General features: G+C 62.6%; 15 protein-coding genes and 1 pseudogene. 6 read left to right on the top strand and 10 right to left on the bottom strand.

Annotated elements, in window-relative coordinates:
• Window position 1 precedes the first annotated feature (1 nt).
• The 9 genes and pseudogenes from SB772_RS24795 to SB772_RS24835 form a co-directional block, all read right to left on the bottom strand.
• On the bottom strand, window positions 2-802 hold the full coding sequence (locus SB772_RS24795; protein ID WP_410835847.1) for a family 1 encapsulin nanocompartment shell protein: 801 nt from the start codon (window positions 800-802) through the stop codon (window positions 2-4).
• On the bottom strand, window positions 795-1,868 hold the full coding sequence (locus SB772_RS24800) for a Dyp-type peroxidase (RefSeq protein WP_410835848.1): 1,074 nt from the start codon (window positions 1,866-1,868) through the stop codon (window positions 795-797). The genes SB772_RS24795 and SB772_RS24800 overlap by 8 nt, the downstream gene beginning before the upstream one ends.
• A gap of 134 nt (window positions 1,869-2,002) precedes the next feature.
• Window positions 2,003-2,353, bottom strand: coding sequence for a tRNA synthetase class II (locus SB772_RS24805; RefSeq protein WP_410835849.1), 351 nt, complete (start codon window positions 2,351-2,353; stop codon window positions 2,003-2,005).
• Between the two features lie 387 nt (window positions 2,354-2,740).
• A complete protein-coding gene (locus tag SB772_RS24810; RefSeq protein ID WP_410835850.1) occupies window positions 2,741-3,454 on the bottom strand; it encodes a dienelactone hydrolase family protein in 714 nt (237 codons plus the stop codon).
• Window positions 3,455-3,601: 147 nt separating this feature from the next.
• Window positions 3,602-4,402, bottom strand: a pseudogene (locus SB772_RS24815) (quaternary amine ABC transporter ATP-binding protein); the annotation flags it as partial.
• Between the two features lie 12 nt (window positions 4,403-4,414).
• Window positions 4,415-5,401 (bottom strand): ABC transporter permease, encoded by a 987-nt coding sequence (locus SB772_RS24820; RefSeq protein WP_410835851.1) that lies wholly within the window; start codon window positions 5,399-5,401, stop codon window positions 4,415-4,417.
• A 104-nt stretch (window positions 5,402-5,505) separates the two neighbouring features.
• Window positions 5,506-6,543, bottom strand: coding sequence for an ABC transporter substrate-binding protein (locus SB772_RS24825; protein ID WP_410835852.1), 1,038 nt, complete (start codon window positions 6,541-6,543; stop codon window positions 5,506-5,508).
• 91 nt (window positions 6,544-6,634) lie between these two features.
• Window positions 6,635-7,771: a M24 family metallopeptidase gene (locus SB772_RS24830; RefSeq protein WP_410835853.1), complete on the bottom strand. Its 1,137-nt coding sequence runs from the start codon at window positions 7,769-7,771 to the stop codon at window positions 6,635-6,637.
• A 127-nt stretch (window positions 7,772-7,898) separates the two neighbouring features.
• A complete protein-coding gene (locus SB772_RS24835) occupies window positions 7,899-8,786 on the bottom strand; it encodes a hypothetical protein (protein ID WP_410835854.1) in 888 nt (295 codons plus the stop codon).
• 121 nt (window positions 8,787-8,907) lie between these two features.
• Between SB772_RS24835 and SB772_RS24840 the strand changes: the two genes are divergently transcribed.
• From SB772_RS24840 to SB772_RS24865, 6 genes are all read left to right on the top strand, one after another.
• Window positions 8,908-9,822: a LysR substrate-binding domain-containing protein gene (locus tag SB772_RS24840; RefSeq protein ID WP_410835855.1), complete on the top strand. Its 915-nt coding sequence runs from the start codon at window positions 8,908-8,910 to the stop codon at window positions 9,820-9,822.
• Window positions 9,823-10,289: 467 nt separating this feature from the next.
• Entirely contained in the window at window positions 10,290-11,435 is a 1,146-nt protein-coding gene (locus tag SB772_RS24845; RefSeq protein ID WP_410835856.1) for a porin, read from the top strand.
• A gap of 172 nt (window positions 11,436-11,607) precedes the next feature.
• Window positions 11,608-11,841: a hypothetical protein gene (locus SB772_RS24850; RefSeq protein WP_410835857.1), complete on the top strand. Its 234-nt coding sequence runs from the start codon at window positions 11,608-11,610 to the stop codon at window positions 11,839-11,841.
• 453 nt (window positions 11,842-12,294) lie between these two features.
• On the top strand, window positions 12,295-13,797 hold the full coding sequence (locus SB772_RS24855) for an efflux transporter outer membrane subunit (protein WP_410835858.1): 1,503 nt from the start codon (window positions 12,295-12,297) through the stop codon (window positions 13,795-13,797).
• A 110-nt stretch (window positions 13,798-13,907) separates the two neighbouring features.
• Window positions 13,908-15,059, top strand: coding sequence for an efflux RND transporter periplasmic adaptor subunit (locus tag SB772_RS24860; protein ID WP_410835859.1), 1,152 nt, complete (start codon window positions 13,908-13,910; stop codon window positions 15,057-15,059).
• 12 nt (window positions 15,060-15,071) lie between these two features.
• Window positions 15,072-18,125, top strand: coding sequence for an efflux RND transporter permease subunit (locus SB772_RS24865; protein WP_410835860.1), 3,054 nt, complete (start codon window positions 15,072-15,074; stop codon window positions 18,123-18,125).
• Between the two features lie 40 nt (window positions 18,126-18,165).
• Here the strand turns inward: SB772_RS24865 and SB772_RS24870 are convergent, their stop codons facing one another.
• The gene (locus SB772_RS24870) at window positions 18,166-18,507 is read right to left on the bottom strand and encodes an L-rhamnose mutarotase (RefSeq protein WP_410835861.1); all 342 of its coding nucleotides are present in this window, start codon (window positions 18,505-18,507) and stop codon (window positions 18,166-18,168) included.
• Window positions 18,508-18,536 lie beyond the last annotated feature (29 nt).

Here is an 18,536-nt window from a genome sequence, read left to right on the forward strand (position 1 = left end):
GCTACTCCGGCAGCACCGCGACGGATGCTTCGCTCGTCAGCAACAGGAAAGTCAACGTTTCCTGCAGGTACAGGCGCACCACCTGGTCCGTGTGGCTCAGATACCCGATGCACAGGTCCTGCCCGATGTGCAGGTCGAAGTCGCCGCCACGGGTGGAGAGCACGCTGCCTCCTTCGAGGGCCGGAGCCCAGATGATCTCGCCGTTCACCAGCCGCTTGATATGTTCGAGCACCGGGTAACCCTGATCGCTCGCCTCGCTCACCGCGGTGTACGCATCGGCGCCCAGCAGGACCGAATACGGACCGTCGACGCCGGCCAGCCGCAACTGTTCGAGCGCTTTGGCGATGACGGTGGGATAGACGCTAACGTCAGCCGGCAAGCTCAGCGCGGGGTTCGACGACCCTTCCCGAATACCGACGATGTTCGCCGCCTTGTAGCCGTCGAAAATGGCGCGGTCTTCGGCGTGGGCCAATCGTTGTGCTGCATCCTTCGCCGGCTGCCAGTCGGAATCGCTCGCGCCGCGCTCCACGTCGTCGATCGCCTCGCGCTGCAACTCGAACGGCACACGCAGTTCGACTAGCGCCCTCACCTCGCGCTGGCGTGCACTCACGCCCTCCTGCGGTGCAGCGATGATCGACTGGTGACCGGTGCCGACCGCGCTCAAACCGGCGCCGCCGGGCCCCTTCACATCGACCACGCGGCGGCCGGCCACGGAGCGCTTGAAGGTGCGTGCGACTTCTTCTTCGATCTCCGACCAGGCCGCGGTGGAGATGGGGGCCAGCTCGCGATGCAGATTATTCATACTGGGACGCTCCTTTGAGAGAGCCGATGTTCAGCGAACCATCGCCGAGCGGCTCGATAACTGTTGGGGAATCAGCAGACTCGACCGCACTCGCGGCGGCGGCCGGGCTGCGATCCGCGAGCGCTTCGAGCAACGGCTCGGACGGCACGAAGAACAGCCCGCCCGTCACCGCGCGACTGAAATCGAGCAGCCGGTCGTAGTTGCCTGGCGGCCGGCCGACGAACATGTTCTCCAGCATCTGTTCGATCGGCGCCGGCGAACGGGCATAGCCGATGAAATACGTGCCGAACTCGCCTGAACCGGGGCGCCCGAACGGCATGTTGTCGCGCAGGATTTTGACTTCCTCGCCGTTCTCCTCGAGCGTGGTGAGCGAACTGTGCGATGAGCTTGGCTTCACTGCTTCATCGAGTTCGATGTCGGAGAGTTTGCTGCGGCCGATGATGCGTTCCTGCGTTTCGACCGGCAACGCATTCCAGCCAGCCATATCGTGCAGATACTTCTGCACGAGGACATAGCTGCCTCCCGCGAATTCGGGGTCCTCCGCGCCGACCACGGTAAACGTGACGGCTTCGTTACCGGTCGGGTTCTCGGTTCCGTCGACGAAACCAACCATGCTGCGTTGATCGAAATAACGAAAACCGTGCACTTCGTCGACCGCGGTTACCGCCGTGCCGAGCCTGCCCATGAGATGCGTGGCCAGTTCGAAGCACAGATCCATCTGGTCGGCACGAATATGCAGCAAGATGTCGCCCGGTGTCGACACCGCCACGCGCTCGCCCGAGCCGAACTCGCGGAAAGGGTGCAGGCCGGCTGGCCGCGGCGCACCGAACAGCGCATCCCAGGCGTCGGAACCGAAGCCGCATACACACGACAGCCCGCCGCCAGGGTAGCGTTTGCCCACCGCCCGCACCAGTGCGGCGATATCCGCGCACCACGCGCGCACGGTGTCATGGCTTTCCGCGTCCGGATGAATAGTGGCGACGATGAAGATCGCGCTGCGCCCGGCCTGCGTGGACACGGCCTGCGGTTCGGGGGGGACGGCAACTGGGATGGGGGTATCGGACATCGCGCAAGGGCTTCAAGGTAACGGTTGCTGGGGAACAGCATATATAACCCGAAGCGTGTGGCAACGCCAAGCGCGTATGAGATGAAATCAGGCGGTGGCCTACCCAAACCGTTGCCAGGCCGGTGCCTCGCGCCTTACCCGACACCCTGCGCCGCCATTGCCAGCAACAACCGCTCGGCACCGATGCCGAAGCCAGCCCCCTCCCGATAGGCGCCGCCGCCGACCACTTGCTGTTGAGCGCCCAACTCGTTGCAACGCACCTCGAAGCCCTGACCATTCAGGTAATAGCTGAGTCCCCGCTTTGCGCAAAAGTCGATCTCGTAGCGCAGACCAAGCGAATCAAGAAATCCACTCGCAATATCCTGGCTGCGCACCAGGGCGCGTTCCGGATCGGAACAAAGAAGCTCGAAGCCGAGCTGCGTGAACTCACGATATCGCCCTGCCTGGGGTCGTTCGTATCGATAGCAACGCGCCACATAAAACAAGGCACGCTCAGTACGCCGTTCGAGAAGTTCCTTGCTTCGCTCCTCCTCCGCGCCAGTTTCAATGAAGGTAGCTCCGGAATCGATTCTCCAATGCGCGCGCGTCGGCTGCTTCCTGACCTACAACAAATTGGGTTCCACGGACCATGGTCATGATGATTTTTCCATTTTGGTTCAGAGATAAAAAAGGCGCCTCAGGCGCCTTGGTCGTTTTTTGCACGTGTCAGGAATCTGCAATATTCCTGACACGATGCTATGGACGCAACGAACCACGGCGCAAGTATTTGCAGCCGTGGTGATGAAAGAAAAGGGGTACTGTTATCTCGTCCATGTCCCGGATAGTGACATAAGGTTCGCCGCTTCGTCCACGCCGCGACGCCAGTCAGCGGGTTACCGCTGCGGCCACAGCTCGCGGCCAAAAAAAGTCAGGGTACGGTCCCACGCCAATTGCGACCAGACCGGATCGAACTGGGTTCCGGCGATACGGCCCGGCCCGACCGCCGTCTCGTTGGCGAACGCATGATGCGCAAGATAGCGGTGGAATTCCACGTCGACATTCGCCCCGGTCAACTTGGCTTCGAGAGCGTCGACCGTTTCAGCGGGAAAGAATCCGTCTTGCGTGGCCCAGTGACCGAGCACCGGAACCTTGATTTTCGATGCGTCGATGTACTCGAGCGGCGGGAAGCCGTACCACACCACGCCGGCCGACGCCTCCGGAATATTGCATAGCGCGAGCAACGTGAGCGCACCGCCCATGCAATAGCCGGTCACACCCACCCGCTCCGAATGCTGCTTCAGGTATTGCACGGCGCCGCGAATATCCTGGCTGGCGGCGTCGCCGAAGTCGAGCCCGTCCAGCAGATGGTGCGCCTCCGCCTCTTCCACCGTCGTTTTTCCGCGGAAAAGATCGGGGACCAGCGCCAGATAACCGGATTGCGCGAGCCGGTCCGCCACGCCGCGAATCTGGTCGTTCAACCCCCACCACTCCTGAATCACGACGATGGCGGGCGCACCCTCGAGTTTCTGCGGCTTCGACAGATAACCCTGGATGTCCTGGCCGTCAGGGCGGCGAAAGGTGATCATGGATCCCGATGTGTGTTTCATGAGATGGTCCTCGACTAGACGGATTAGACGGAACCGCTAGCATAGCGCCAGTCGCGAAAGGACGTCGGCTGGCGCAGCATGCGACGGCTCTCGCCAACCGCCGCAGCAGCGAAGACCCGCCGCCTCTCAGGGTCGGTCGGCGCGCCGCTCGACAAAGCGCCTCACATAGTCATCCGCCGGACGCGTGAGAATTTCGTCCGGCGATCCCTCCTGCACCAACTTGCCGTCGCGCAGGATCGCGATGCGATTGCCGATCCGCAACGCCTCGTCCAGATCGTGCGTGATGAACACAATGGTCTTGTTCAGCGTGGCCTGCAACTGCAGCAGCTGGTCTTGCATTTCCGTGCGAATCAGCGGATCGAGCGCGGAGAATGCTTCGTCCATCAGCAGCACGTCGGTATCCGCGGCCAGCGCACGGGCAAGGCCGACACGTTGCCGCATGCCACCGGACAACTCATCCGGGTAGTGTTCGCCGTAACCGTTCAAGCCCACCTTGCCGAGCCAGACACGCGCCTTCTCGTTGGCTTGCGCGCGGCTTTCGCCACGCACACGCAGCGCGTAAGCCGTATTGTCGAGCACGGTCTGATGCGGCAGCAGCCCGAAGTTCTGGAACACCATGCTGACCTTGAAGCGGCGCAACTCGCGCAAACCTCGCGCGTTGAGCTTGATGACGTCCGAGCCGTCGATCACGATCTCGCCGGCCGTCGGCTCGATCAGGCGGTTGAAGTGCCGCACCAGTGTCGACTTACCCGAGCCCGACAGTCCCATGATGACGAAAATTTCGCCCGCGCCGATATTCAGGCTCACGTCGTTCAGACCGACATTGCACCCGGTCTGCGCAAGGATGTCGGCTTTGCCCTTTCCGCCTCTCAACAGATCGAGCACGCGCGCATGACCGGTCTGCGGGCCGAACAGCTTGTACACGTGTTTGACTTCTATCGCTGCCATATCGCTCTCCGGTTACTTCGCCGTGCGGGTTTCGAGGGCGCCTTCGCCGGCGTGCGTCTCGTGCGTCTCGTGCGTCTCGTGCGTCTGCGCGCTGTTCACGCGGTAAGGAATGCGCGACGCCGCTTTTGCTTTCCTGCGTTGCGAGACAAGGCGCCGCGTGCGGCGATCCTGGCCGTACCCCTGGCTGATCCGGTCGATCACGATGGCCAGTATCACGATGGCGATGCCCGCCTGCGTGCCCTTGCCCACATCGAGCGTCTGAATGCCGGCGAGCACATCCTCACCGAGCCCGCGCGAGCCGATCATCGATGCGATCACCACCATCGAAAGCGCCATCATCGTCGTCTGGTTGATGCCGGCCATGATGCTGGGCCGCGCCAGCGGCAACTGCACGTTCACCAGCAATTGCCAGCGCGTCGTGCCGAATGCGCGGGCAGCCTCGACCACATCGCCGTCCACATGACGGATGCCGAGATCGGTCAGGCGAATCAGCGGCGGCAGCGCGTAAATGATCGTCGCGAGAATCGCGGGCACCTTGCCGAGACCGAACAGCATCAGCACCGGAATCAGGTAGACGAAGCTCGGCATCGTCTGCATGACGTCGAGTGTCGGCAACAACATCCGCCGCAGCCACGCGCCGCGCGACGTGAAAATGCCGAGCGGCACGCCGAGTGAGACCGACAGCACAGTAGCCACCAGCATCAATGCAAGAGTCTGCATCAGCTTTTCCCACAGGCCGAAGCAGCCGATCGCATAGAGCAGCAGCACGAAGAAACCGGCAATGCCCAGACGCCGCGTCGCGTTCCACGTTATCGCGCCGACCGCCAGCAGGATCAGCCACGGCGGCATGGCACGCAGCGCGCCTTCGAGCGGCACCAGCACGTAGCGCAACAGCGCGATGCTGAACTGGTGGAAGCTGTCGCCGTGACGGGCGACGAACGACTGCACGGCATCGTTGACCCAGTCGGCAATCGAAAGATGCAGAAAAAACGAATTCATGATCGACCCCTCCCCTGCACGTGGACAGCAGACGCGGGGCATCCGCTGTCCAACACCGAACCGCGAAGCGCGATGACGTCATAAACTCATGACGTCGCCGGCGATCAGGCGCCCACGAGGCTCGCCTGGACCTTCGACGCCACATCGGCCGGCACCCATTGTTTCCACATCTCCGGATGCTCACGCAGGAATTGCGTGGCCATGGCGCTCCCGTCGAGTTTCTTCGTGCTCATTTCGAGAATCGTGCTGTTGAGGAAGTCCATCGGGAACTTCACCTTGCCGAGCATCGACATGAGTTGCGGGTCCGCGTCGTAGAACGGCGAGGACACGCCGACCGTGACATGCGAAACCATGTAAGACGACGCGCATTGCGACGTGCTGCTCTCGTCACGCAAGGTCTTCCAGCAGGCGTCGTTATAGGCCGGCATCTTCAACTCGACGAACCTGTACTTCGCCATCAGCGCGGCCGGTCCCCAGTAATAGAAGACGATCGGCGCGCCGCGCTGATACGCGGATGCGATCGCCGCGTCGAGCGCTGCACCGGTTCCCGGATGGAAATTGGTGTAAGCCGAGTCGAGACTCAGCACCTTGAGCAGGCGCGTGTTGACGCGTTCGCAATCCCACCCCGTCGGGCAGTTGAGGAAGCGGCCCTTATCCGGTTCCTCGTCGTCGGCGAACACGCTCTTGTATTTCGGCAGGTCGGCAACCGAAACAAGACCCGGCGCGACCGGCTTGATACCGCGCTTCGGATCGCCCTTCACCACGTATTCCGGCACGAACCAGCCTTCCTTCGTGCCGCCCGGCAAGGTGTCGCCGACCAGCTTGACGGTGCCCGCGGCCACCGCTTTCGCGGTGATCTCGCTACGCCCGGTCCATTGTTCGGCCCACACCTGCACGTCGTTGTGCGCGAGCGCGGTTTCGGTGGCCGCCGTACTGCCGGGCACGACATCCGTCTTGCAGCCGTAGCCCTTTTCGAGAATCTGCCGCAGCACCTCGGTCGCGAAGGCGCCGCTTTCCCACGTAATGCCCGCGAAATGCACGGTCTTGCCCTGCGCGCACCAGCTGTCCGCGGCATGCGCGCTTGCGCCTGTGAGGGCCAGCGCGGCGGCGCACACGGCCGCCCGGAATTGTCTGAGTTGCATCGTCGATTACCCTTGGAGCGTTGAATTGCGTTGAGCTCGATTGCGGAAAATCCGAGTGCTGGGCGAACGCCGGGGCAGCCGCCTCGTACACTCAGGCAAGCAGGCGCTTCTCGAACGGATAGTCGGACAGCAGTTCCACCTGGCCGTCGTCGCGTACGTACACCTGTTCCTCCAGCTTGACGCCTTCACCACCGTCTTCATGGCCGATATAGCTTTCGATGCACAGCGTCATCCCGGGCTCGATCACGCCGTCATAGCCCTTCGCTTCGTTGTCCTCGCGATGGACGATGTACGGGTATTCGCCGGTCATGCCCACGCCGTGCGCAAGCGCGAAATAGCGGCGCGCCTGATATGGCCCGGGAATCTTCCAGGCACGGGCGATGAACTCCTGGAACGTCGTGCCGGCACGCACGTTTTCCATATTCGAATGCACCTGTTCGTACGCCAGGCGGTACAGGTTCTTCTGGGCCGCCGTAGCCGGAGCGTCGCCGCACAGGAAGGTGCGCGAGAAGTCGGCGTAATAGCCGAACCGCCCCACCACGTCGGTATCGAGTCCGACCAGTTCGCCTGCCTGAATCTTGCGCGGACTGCTCTCCTGAAACCACGGATTGGTACGCGGCCCCGAACTGATCAGGCGCGTTTCCACGTAATCGCCGTCGGTTTCGATGATGTGCTGATGCAGATGCGACCACAGCGCGTTTTCGCTGATGCCGGGCACGAGCGCCGCTTCCAGCTTGCGCACCCCCTCCTCGGCGGCACGCAGCGATGAGCGGATCATCTTGATCTCGTTGGGCACTTTGATCGCACGTGCGCGTTCGAGCGGCTCCTGCGCGTCGGATATTTGATAGCCGCGCGCCTGCAGCGCAAACGCCGCAGCCGAAGTCGCGCTCTCGATCGCGATGCGCTTGCCACCGCCGCTCTGCTTCACCAGTTCGTCGATTTCATCGGCCCAGCGTTCGGTGACACGACCGAGCATGTCATCGCAGAAGTAATAGGAAATTGCCGTGGCCGGCCGCACTTCGTCGACGGTGTCGAGTCCGTCGGCGAGAAAATCGCAGCCCGCGTATTCGAACAGCACGACCTTTCCTTCAGCCGGCACGAACAGATAGCGCGCGGGATTGCGCATCGAATACACCTGCATGTTGCGCGAACCGGTCGCATAGCGGATATGCGTCGGGTCGAACAGGATCGCCGCGGTGAGGTCGCGTTTTTGCAGTTCACGGAGCACGCGGCCAAGCCGGTCTCGTTGAATCTGCGCGATTTCTTCAGCGGTCGGTTCACAATCTTCCGGGCGGTGAGTGGGGCGGATAATCATCGTGTTTAGAAGGAGACGTGGTGGTTATAAGAGGACTGCTTCAATCGACCAGATTGTCGGCACGCACGAGCCGCTGCTCGGCTTCCAGATGCATTTCCGACACGCGTCCGTACAACTGCCGGGTGCGCTCGAGCCGGCCGATCACGCCAGGCGTCTTCGAGTACGCGAAGATGGCGGTATGACGATCGATCCCGCCCTGCACCTTCGTGACGCGGTGCAGCGAAAAACGCCCCTTGAACAATTGCAGATCGCCGGGTTGCAACGTGATGACGTTGATCGGCGCACGGGTTTCGCCACGTACCACCCTGCCCACGTCGCCATAGTTCTCGCCTTCGGGCGAGCGGATATTCGGGCAATACTCAAAATCGCCGCCCGCCTCCGGCTGCTGGGTCATCATCGAGACGATGAATTCATTGGTGTCGTAGTGCCAGGGCTGTTCGGTGCCGGGCGGCATGACGTTCTGCACCAGCCCCGCATACGGATCCGCGTATTCCCACACCCGCGCCTCGCCGAGACAGGCGGCGACGAAGCGCTTCATCGCTTGCGCCACGTAGATGCGGTGCACAATCGCGTCAGCCGGAATCACGTCGCGCGTCACAAAACCGCTGGTGCGGTCCATAAAGACGCGGCGCGGATCGTCGGCGGGCAGAGATGGATCGTCGGCGGTGAAATAGGCGTTGACCTTACGGGTCGAAAAATAGGTTTTGGCCGCCAGCGCCACGCCCTCGGCGCGCGCCCTGGCAAGCGCCTCAGGCCGCAGGAAACCGTGCAGCACCGCGCTACCGTTGCCCGCCAGGTGAGCCCGGCAGGTCGCGACCAGCTCGCGCATGCGCGGGTGGTCCGGATCGTGCAGCGGATAGCGCGCGGTATCGACGATGTCGCTCAGATCGTTGCATTCGGCATCGGCAAGAGAAAGACTGACAGACACGGCAGTGCTCCAGATTAAGGGTTCGGACTGATTTGTGACGCGAATTTTTTTCGACAACAATCATCTGTCTAGTGTCCCCATCTTTTGATCGTCAAATTTCTTTGGAAAGCGAGTAATTCCGATGGCTGCCATCAGCGGACCCGATTGGTCGAAACTCAGCTCTCTGGACCCCGAACTGGTGCGCGCCTTCGTCGCCGTGGTCGATAGCGGCGGCTTTACCGCCGCGGCGAGGCAATTGCACCGTACCCAGTCGACCATCAGCCTGCGGATTCGCACGCTCGAGGATCGGCTGGATACGCATATGTTCTTGCGCAATAGCCGGCGCCTTGCCTTATCGCGGGACGGCGAGAATTTCCTGATTCATGCCCGCCGCATTATTCAGGTGCAGAACGAAGCGATCGCCGCGCTGAACCGGAGCAACAGTGACGGCGTGATCCGTTTCGGCTTGCCGGAGGACTACGCCGAGTTCTGGCTGCCTGAGTTGCTCAAGAAGTTCTATGCGCTGAGGCCTGGCGCGCGGCCCCATATCCATTGCCGGATGTCGCTCGAATTGCTCGAACGGCTGCAGGCGGGGGAACTGGATCTGGCTTTGGTGGTGCGGCATGGCTCGCAGACCAGCGGCCGGCATCTGGGACGCGAGGAGGTGGTGTGGGCGGCGCACCGCAGCTTCGTGCTGGATCGGCAGGCACCGGTGCCGCTCGCGCTTTTTCCGGAGACTTGTTGCTACCGGCAGCGCGGGCTTGAAGCGCTGGCCGCGCTGCAGCGGCAGTATCAGGTGGTTTATACGAGTCAGAGCCCTACTGGGATTAAGGTTGCCGTCAACCACGGCGCAGCTGTGACGATTATCGATCGCTGTACGCTGCCGGAGAACTGGCGTGTGCTGGGGGCTGAGGAAGGGTTGCCGCCGTTGCCGCCGGCTGATCTCGAATTGCATCGGTCGGCGGTGAATCGCGATCCGGCAGTGGATGATCTTGTTGCGTTGATTGAGGCAATGGTCGAGGAGCGGCGTAGTGCGGTGGTTGGTCTCGCTGCTTAAGTGGCTGTTCGCCTGCGGCGTTGGCTTTTGCTTTTCTTATTGGTTTATTAGCGTTCCCCCTGTGCGGGGGCACCTACTTTTCTTTGCCTGCCGCAAAGAAAAGTAGGCAAAAGAAAGCGGCTTCAAACCGCTAGTTTTTAAGCGGGTCCCCCGCGCAGTCACGGTAGTGGCGCATCTGGAATCTGTGCTCTCGCACATTCCGCCCTAGGTGACAAAGCAGTCATTCTTCCGGCGGCGCTGCGCGCGCCGTGGCGGTACTTCAAAAACCATCGGTTTGCCCCCCTTCTTTGAACTTCTCCAGCCGTCAATCAAATATTTCGGATAGCCGACGTTCTATAAGAGCGCGCTTCTTTCTTTTCTCGCTCCATCGGCATTTCCGATTACTGCCATCAGAATTCCTCGCTTTGCAAAAAGTATTGGCCAGAAAATCATGCGTCGGCCACTTGCCAATAAATTCTGGAGATCTTATGAAAAAGAAAGTCATCGCCATGGCCGTTCTCGGCGCTGTCGCCGCCCCGGCGTTCGCGCAAAGCAGCGTAACCCTGTACGGCGTGATCGACGAAGGCATCGACTACACCAACAACGTCGGCCACGGCAGCGTCGTCGAACTCGCAAGCGGCTATGCACAAGGCAGCCGCTGGGGCCTGAAAGGTTCGGAAGACCTCGGCGGCGGCATGAAAGCAGTCTTCCAGCTGGAAAACGGCTTCGATCTGAATTCGGGGCGGCTCAATCAGGGCGGCCGCATGTTCGGCCGTCAGGCTTATGTCGGCATCAGCAACGATCGCTTCGGCACGGTCACGCTCGGGCGTCAGTACGACTCCGTGGTCGACTACCTCGCGCAGACCACCGCCAACGGCAACTGGGCCGGCTACCTGTTCGCGCACCCATACGACAACGACAACACCGACAACTCGTTTCGCGTCGACAACACCATCAAATACGCCAGCCCGGAGATGGCAGGGTTCCAGTTCGGCGGCACGTATAGCTTCAGCAACGACACGAACTTCGCCAACAACCGCCAGTACAGCTTCGGCGCTCAATATGCGAACGGCGGTCTGCTGGTCGCCGCAGCCTACCTGCAGGCGAACAATCCGGGCGTGGGTTCGAACGGTGCGATCACCGCGAACGACGCCAGCTTCATCGCCGGCCGCATGCGCGTGTTCGGCGGCGGCATCAACTACACGTTCGGTCCGGCCACCGTCGGCTTCGCCTACACCAACTCGAACTACAAGAACCCCACCGGCAATGGCTATATCGGCATCCCGCTCGCTGCGACCGGCGTCACGCTGAATACGCTGAAATACCAGAACTTCGAAGTGAACGGCAAGTATCAGGTCACCCCGGCATTCTTCGTCGGCGCGCAGTACGTCTACACGATGGAAACCTATGACGCTTCCACGGGCAGCGTAAAGCCGAAGATCCACTCCGTCGGTGTGATGGCGGACTACAACCTGTCCAAACGAACCGACGTCTACGTGCAGGGCGAGTATCAGAAGGTCACCGGCAGTTCGACCAACTCGATTCTGGATGATGCATTCATCCCGGGCACGCAATCGCCTTCGTCGACGGCGAATCAGGTGGTTGCTCGCATCGCGCTGCGCCACAAGTTCTAGAGCCACACGCAGTCGCGCGGTGCCATCCCGATGGCGTCGCGCGTCGAACTCCGGTTGCCTGAAGCCGGCTTGTCTGGCTTGCCGGCGACGGCGGCCGCGTACGGCCCCCATTACCTTTCCGAGTCCGATTAACTAAAATGAATTCATGGCCGTGTCCTGATCGGGAGGCGCCATGAGTGAATTTGCTAGCGTTGCGATGAAGCTGCTGGGATCGGCGGTCCATGTCCAGTCGTCGGTGTCTGTTGACGATCTCATCGGCATTCTCTGTGGACTGGCTGGTCTCGCCCTTCTGGTCGTGGTTCTGCTCATGCATGACGGAGTAGAAACTGCCCGGAAATGGAAATCGGGCTGGCACACTGACCGGCATCATTTACATGTTGGCTGGCCGGGTCATCGCAAGCATTAACGCTGCGTTGTCGCGCTGACAACCCGCGCCGCGCGCCGCACCGCCATCGCGTGCGTCAATCACGCTGTCGAGATGAGGCGGGCTGAACGGCCGGTTAATGCCCGCCGCGCAAAAACGCGGCCGCCAGAGTCTGATCTTCCCCACGTCGGCACGGCTCCTCGCGATGCGAAGCGAGTCGTCCGTCACGTCCAACCCCGGCGCATCAGGGTTTTCCTCGATGCGGCCAGGTCAACCGCCGCTACCCGCGATCAATCAGGGCGATATCGCCGCTCCGCCGAACCGTGACTACGCGATCTCGCGCGCGAGCGCAGCGATCGACCGTGCTAGGCTACGCGCAGAGATCGGCCGGCACGATGAACCCGGCGTCAGGAAAAACATCGAAAGCTCACGTTGCATGAATATCCGTGTCCGCTCCCTCGTTTAGGCTAAACGCAGGCGATATAAGGTGGATCGATGATCGACGTCAACCCGCGTTTTGTCTGGCGGCGGCGCCTGTGCGCCGCGCTTTGCGGCTGTGCAGCACTGGCCGGCTGCAAGGTCGGCCCGGACTATCGCTCGCCCGCTGCCCCACCTACCGACACCTACACCACCACGCCATTGCCCGAGCAGACGGCCTCCGCGCCGGGCGCCGCCGGCTTGCCGCAGCGCTTTGCGCCGGGCCAGGACATTCCCGCCGCCTGGTGGGCCCTGTTTCATTGCGAGCCGCTCGATACGCTGATCCGCGACGCTTTTGCCAACAGCCCGAACGTCGCCGCGGCGCAGGCTGCGTTGCGGCAGGCTCACGAGAATTTCTCGGCGCAAGCCGGCACGCTGCTGCCCAGTGTGGATGCGCAACTTGGCGCCACGCGCGAAAAATTCAACGGGATCACCTTCGGTCAGCCCGGACTCACCGAGGAATTCAATCTCTACAACGCGTCGGTCAACGTGTCGTACAAGCTCGACGTATTCGGTGGCACGCGGCGCGAACTCGAAGCGCTGCACGCGCAGGTCGATTACCAGCGCTACCAGTTGCAGGCCGCCTATCTCGCGATGTCGGCCAACATCGTGACGGCCGCGGTCAAGGAAGCCTCGCTGCGCGCCCAGATCGAAGCCACCGAACGCATCGCCGCCGAGGAGGATGAGCAACTGGGCGTGCTCGGCAAGCAGTTCGAGCTGGGCGGCGTGGGTCGCACGGCGGTGCTCGCGCAGCAGACGCTACTGGCGCAAACCCGCGCGACGCTGCCGCCCCTGCTGCAACAGCTCGACCAGGCGCGCCACCTGCTCGCCGTGCTGGCCGGCAAGCTGCCCAGCGACGCCGCGCTGCCCGAATTCAGGCTCGACATGTTTTCGCTGCCGCAGACGCTGCCGGTGAGCCTGCCGTCGGCGCTGGTGAGGCAGCGGCCCGACATCCTCGCGGCCGACGCCGTCCTGCATCAGGCCAGCGCGCAAATCGGCGTGGCAACGGCCGCGATGTACCCGCAGATCACGCTGTCCGCGAGCTACGGCGCCGAGGCATTGACGCCGGCCCAGGTGTTCAAGGCCGGCAGCACGATCTGGAGCCTGGGCGCGAGCCTGTTGCAACCGCTCTTCCACGGCGGTCAACTCACGGCGCAGAAGCGCGCGGCCGAGGCGGCGTACGAACAGGCCGACGCGCAATACCGCGAAACGGTGCTGCTCGCGTTCCAGAACGTCGCGGACTCGCTGCGCGCACTCGATCACGATGCCACCGGCCTGAAAGCGCAAACGGACGCCTGGCATGCCGCGAGCGACTCGCTCGAACTCACGCGCGGACAGTATCGGATCGGCGGCGTGAGCTACCTGTCGCTGCTCGACGCCCAACGTCAGTACCAGCAAACAGTGGTGAGCCTCGCGCAGGCGCAGGCGTCGCGCTACGCCGACACCGCGGCGCTGTTTCAGGCGCTCGGCGGCGGCTGGTGGAACGCCTCTGCCGCGCCCGCCGCGCCCGCAACGCAATGACGCGCCAATGACACACGCCGACAGCGCACTCGACGCAGCGGGCTTGGCGCCACGCTCCATCAGGAGCATGCGTTTCGGCGCTTCGTTCGATGCCGAAGAAGGACATGACAATGACTGAAAAACCAAAGTTGGCCAGGCGGATGACGATCATGCTGATCTGTGTCGGCCTGCTGCTGGCGGCACTCGTCGGCTTCAATCAGTTCAGGACGTACATGTTCGCGAAGTTCATGGCGAGCAATGCCGCGCCGCCCGCCACTGTCTCGGCAGTGGTCGCCAGCTATCAGTCGTGGCAGCCGCAGCTTGCCGCGGTCGGCAGCCTGCGTGCGGTGCGCGGCGTCGACGTGACCACCGAGGTCGCGGGCCTCGTGCGCGAGGTCGCGTTCAGTTCGGGTCAGGAAGCGAAGACCGGACAAGTCCTTGTCCGACTCAACGCCGACAGCGACGTGGCGCTGCTTCAATCGCTACAGGCAGCAGCAGAACTCGCACAGACTGTCTACCAGCGAGACAAGGCGCAATACGACATCAAGGCGATTGCCAAGGCCCAACTCGACGCGGACGCCGCCGACCTGAAAAGCAAGAAAGCACAAGTCGCGCAACAGGCCGCGCTCGTCGACAAGAAGACCATCCGCGCACCGTTTGCCGGGCGCCTGGGCATCACGACGGTCAATCCGGGGCAATACATCAATCCCGGCGATGCAATCGTGACCCTGCAAGCCGTCGACCCGATCTACGCCGACTTCTACCTGCCGCAGCAGCAGCTCGGCCAGCTCGCGACCGGCCAGAGCGTCATGGTCGAAACCAATGCGTTCGGCGGGAAAACGTTCGCCGGCAAGATCCAGTCGCTCAACCCGAAAGTCGATAGCGCGACGCGCAACGTGCAGATCGAAGCGACGGTGGACAACCACGAACGCAAGCTGCTGCCCGGCATGTACGCGAACGTGAAGATCGATGCCGGCGTCGCGCAGCGCTACCTGACGTTGCCGCAAACGGCCATCACCTACAACCCGTATGGCGCGACCGTGTTCATCGTCAAACCGGGCACGCGACCGAACGCGCAAGGTAAGACCTTGCCGGTCGCGCAGCAGGTGTTCGTCACGCCGGGGCCGACCCGCGGCGATCAGGTGGCGATCCTGAAGGGTGTCGCCGAAGGCACGCAGGTCGTCACGAGCGGGCAGCTCAAACTGAAGAACGGCATGTCGCTCGTGATCGATAACCGCGTGCAGCCGTCGGACAATCCGAATCCCACGCCTCAGGAACAATAGAGAGGCCGCGCGATGAAATTCACCGATCTCTTCATCCAGCGGCCCGTACTCGCTTCCGTGGTCAGTCTGCTGATTCTCGTGCTCGGGCTGCGCTCGCTCGACGCCCTGAAAGTCAGACAGTATCCGCAGACCGAAAACGCGGTCGTCACGATCAGCACTGCCTATTACGGCGCGAATGCCGATACCGTCGCCGGCTTTATCACGCAGCCGCTCGAGGCGGCGATCGCCCAGGCGCAAGGCATCGACTACCTGTCTTCGACCAGCAGCACCGGCGTGTCGACCATCACCGCGACACTGCGCCTGAACTATGACGCGAACCGCGCGCTGACGGAAATCAACACGCAGATCCAGTCCGTGCGCAACCAGTTGCCGCCGCAAGCGCAGCAGCCCGTGCTGAAGGTGCAGGTCGGGCAAACCACCGACGCGATGTACATGGGCTTTTACAGCGACGTGCTGCCGAGCAACAACGTCACCGACTACCTGCTGCGCGTGGTCAAGCCCAAGCTCGATTCGATCGAAGGCGTGCAGACGGCCGAAGTTCTCGGCGGACGGCAGTTCGCGTTGCGCGCGTGGCTCGATTCGACGCGCCTCGCCGCACACGGCGTGACGGCGGCCGATGTCTTCACGGCGCTCGGCAACAACAACTACCTTGCGACGCTCGGTACGACCAAGGGACAAATGGTCAGCGTCGACCTGAACGCGGGCACCGACCTGCATACGGTCAACGACTTCAAGCAGCTCGTCGTCAAGCAGAAGAGCGGTGCGATCGTGCGCCTCGAAGACGTGGCGAACGTCGTGCTCGGCGCCGACAGCTACGACTTCAACGTCGCCTTCAGCGGCAAGCGTTCGGTGTTCATCGGCATCAAGGTCGCGCCGGACGCGAACATACTCGATGTGGCCAGGCGCGTGCGCGCGGTCTTTCCGTCGCTGCAGACGCAGTTTCCGATCGGCATGACCGGGGAGATCGTTTACGACGCCACCGATTTCGTTAATACGGCGATCAGCGAAGTCATCAAGACGCTGGTCGAAGCGTTGCTGATCGTCACTGCGGTCATCTTCCTGTTCCTCGGCAGTTTCCGCGCGGTCGTCGTGCCGGTGATCGCGATGCCGCTCTCGCTGATCGGCACGTTCTTCGTGATGCAGTTGCTCGGCTATTCGATCAATCTGCTGACGCTGCTCGCGCTCGTGCTCGCGATCGGGCTCGTGGTGGACGACGCGATCATCGTCGTCGAAAACGTCGATCGTCATATGAAGGAGGAAGGCAAGGCGCCCTTCGATGCCGCGCTGATCGCCGCGCGCGAACTCGGCGGACCGATCCTCGCGATGACCGTCGTGCTGGTCGCCGTGTATCTGCCGATCGGCTTTCAGGGCGGCCTGACGGGCGCCCTCTTCACCGAGTTCGCGTTCTCGCTCGCGGGTGCGGTGACGGTGTCCGGCGTGATCGCGCTGACTTTGTCGCCGATGATGTGCTCGCGCTTTTTTCGCGCGGACCAGGAATCCGGGCGCTTCGCGCGCTTCGTCGATCGCCAGTTCGAACGCGTGCATCGCGGCTATGGCCGGCTATTGCACGCGACGCTCGACACCTGGCCGGTATTCACCGTGATGGGTGCGCTGCTGCTCGGCGGCGCGGTCTACCTGTTCATGACGTCGAAATCGGAACTCGCGCCGCAGGAAGATCAGGGCATCGTGCTGTCGCAGGTCCAGGGGCCGCCGAACGCGACGATCCAGCAGATGCAGATGTATGCGGACCAGGTGTTCGATATCTCCAAACGGCTCCCCGAATATGCGCAGATGTTCCAGCTCACCGGCGCGCCCACCCTCAATCAGGGGATCGGCGGCGTGCTGTTCAAGACGTGGGACAAGCGCGGCAAGGGCGCGACGCAGTTGCAGCAGGAACTGCAGCAGAAATGGAACGAGATTGCCGGTGCTCGCGTCGCGGCGTTCCAGTTCCCGCCGCTGCCGGGCTCGCAAGGGCTGCCGGTGCAGTTCGTGATCAGCACGACCGAACCTTTCGAAAACCTCAACGAGGTATCGCAGGCAGTCCTGCAAAAAGCGCGCGCGAGCGGGATGTTCTTCTTCGTCGACAGCGATCTCAAGCTCGACAAGCCGGGAGCCACGCTCGTCGTCGACCGCGACAAGGTGGCCTCGCTCGGGCTCTCGCAGAGCGATGTCGGGCAAGCGCTCGGCTCGGCGCTCGGCGGCGGTTACGTCAACTACTTTTCGATTGCCGGACGCTCGTACAAGGTGATTCCGCAGGTGTTGCAGACCGACCGGCTGAATCCGTCGCAGGTGCTCGATTACTATCTGCGCACGCCGGACGGCAGTGTCATTCCCGCGTCGACGATCGCTCATATCGAGCACAACGTCGTGCCGGAGTCCATCAACCACTTCCAGCAGCTCAACTCCGCGACGATCTCGGGCGTGATCGTGCCGGACGTGTCGCAAGGCGAGGTGCTCGATTTCCTGCGCAAGGCGACCGCTCAGGTTGCGCCAGCGGGATATGCGGCGGATTACTCGGGCCTGTCGCGGCAGTTCGTGCAGGAATCCGGCGGCTTCGTCATCACGCTGATGTTCGCGACGATCATCGTGTTCCTCGCGCTGGCCGCGCAGTTCGAAAGCTTCCGCGACCCGATCGTGATTCTGGTTTCAGTACCGATGGCGCTGTTCGGCGCGCTTATCTTCATCAACATCGGCTTGACGACGCTGAACATCTACACGCAGGTCGGGCTCGTCACGCTGATGGGGCTCGTCAGCAAGCACGGCATCCTGATCGTCCAGTTCGCCAACCAGTTGCAACGCGCGGGCAGATCGAAGCGCGACGCGCTGGAGGAAGCAGCGGGCGTGCGGCTGCGCCCGATCCTGATGACGACGGCGGCGATGGTGCTCGGCGTGGTGCCGCTCGTGATCGCCTCGGGGGCCGGCGCGGCAGGCCGCAATGCAATGGGGCTCGTTATCTTCACGGGGCTGTCGATCGGCACCCTCTTCACGCTGTTCGTGGTACCCGCCATGTATATGTTCCTCGCCGCGGATCACCATCGCGAAAGCCGGGCGCCGCAAGCCGGTTAATGCGTCTGGCGGGTAAACGAGGCGCCTTCGAACCACCCCATTATGGTTGCCGTGACAGGTCAAAGATGAGCGCCGCTTCGACCCATTTCTCACCGGGCGGAGTCCATGGCGTTGGGGTCTGGAAATCCCACATCAGACGCTGCCATTCCGTCAGCACCGGATCGTTCGCTTCAGCATCCGCAATGCGCTGAGCGCTGAAGATTGTGTCATCCGTCTCCATCAGCATGCATAGCCGGGTCCCCAGCCGGAAGATTTCCATGCAGGTGACACCTTGGGTGCGAAGGTGACTCGCCACCTCCGGCCAGATCGCGCGGTGCATGGCCTCGTACTCGGCGATGAGATCAGGGGAATCCTTGAGGTCCAACATCAGGCAGCGTCTCATCGCGTTCTCCAAAGGTCGTGTAATTTTCC

This window comes from Paraburkholderia sp. SIMBA_030 (assembly GCF_046535245.1).
Taxonomy (GTDB): domain Bacteria; phylum Pseudomonadota; class Gammaproteobacteria; order Burkholderiales; family Burkholderiaceae; genus Paraburkholderia.

What these genes read in the sequence shown, in the direction of transcription:
- SB772_RS24800 (WP_410835848.1), bottom strand. Translation starts at nt 1,868, where the DNA reads ATGTCCGATACCCCCATCCCAGTTGCCGTCCCCCCCGAACCGCAGGCC.
- SB772_RS24860 (WP_410835859.1), top strand. Translation starts at nt 13,908, where the DNA reads ATGACTGAAAAACCAAAGTTGGCCAGGCGGATGACGATCATGCTGATC.
- SB772_RS24845 (WP_410835856.1), top strand. Translation starts at nt 10,290, where the DNA reads ATGAAAAAGAAAGTCATCGCCATGGCCGTTCTCGGCGCTGTCGCCGCC.
- SB772_RS24855 (WP_410835858.1), top strand. Translation starts at nt 12,295, where the DNA reads ATGATCGACGTCAACCCGCGTTTTGTCTGGCGGCGGCGCCTGTGCGCC.
- SB772_RS24870 (WP_410835861.1), bottom strand. Translation starts at nt 18,507, where the DNA reads ATGAGACGCTGCCTGATGTTGGACCTCAAGGATTCCCCTGATCTCATC.
- SB772_RS24820 (WP_410835851.1), bottom strand. Translation starts at nt 5,401, where the DNA reads ATGAATTCGTTTTTTCTGCATCTTTCGATTGCCGACTGGGTCAACGAT.
- SB772_RS24850 (WP_410835857.1), top strand. Translation starts at nt 11,608, where the DNA reads ATGAGTGAATTTGCTAGCGTTGCGATGAAGCTGCTGGGATCGGCGGTC.
- SB772_RS24810 (WP_410835850.1), bottom strand. Translation starts at nt 3,454, where the DNA reads ATGAAACACACATCGGGATCCATGATCACCTTTCGCCGCCCTGACGGC.
- SB772_RS24865 (WP_410835860.1), top strand. Translation starts at nt 15,072, where the DNA reads ATGAAATTCACCGATCTCTTCATCCAGCGGCCCGTACTCGCTTCCGTG.
- SB772_RS24825 (WP_410835852.1), bottom strand. Translation starts at nt 6,543, where the DNA reads ATGCAACTCAGACAATTCCGGGCGGCCGTGTGCGCCGCCGCGCTGGCC.
- SB772_RS24840 (WP_410835855.1), top strand. Translation starts at nt 8,908, where the DNA reads ATGGCTGCCATCAGCGGACCCGATTGGTCGAAACTCAGCTCTCTGGAC.
- SB772_RS24795 (WP_410835847.1), bottom strand. Translation starts at nt 802, where the DNA reads ATGAATAATCTGCATCGCGAGCTGGCCCCCATCTCCACCGCGGCCTGG.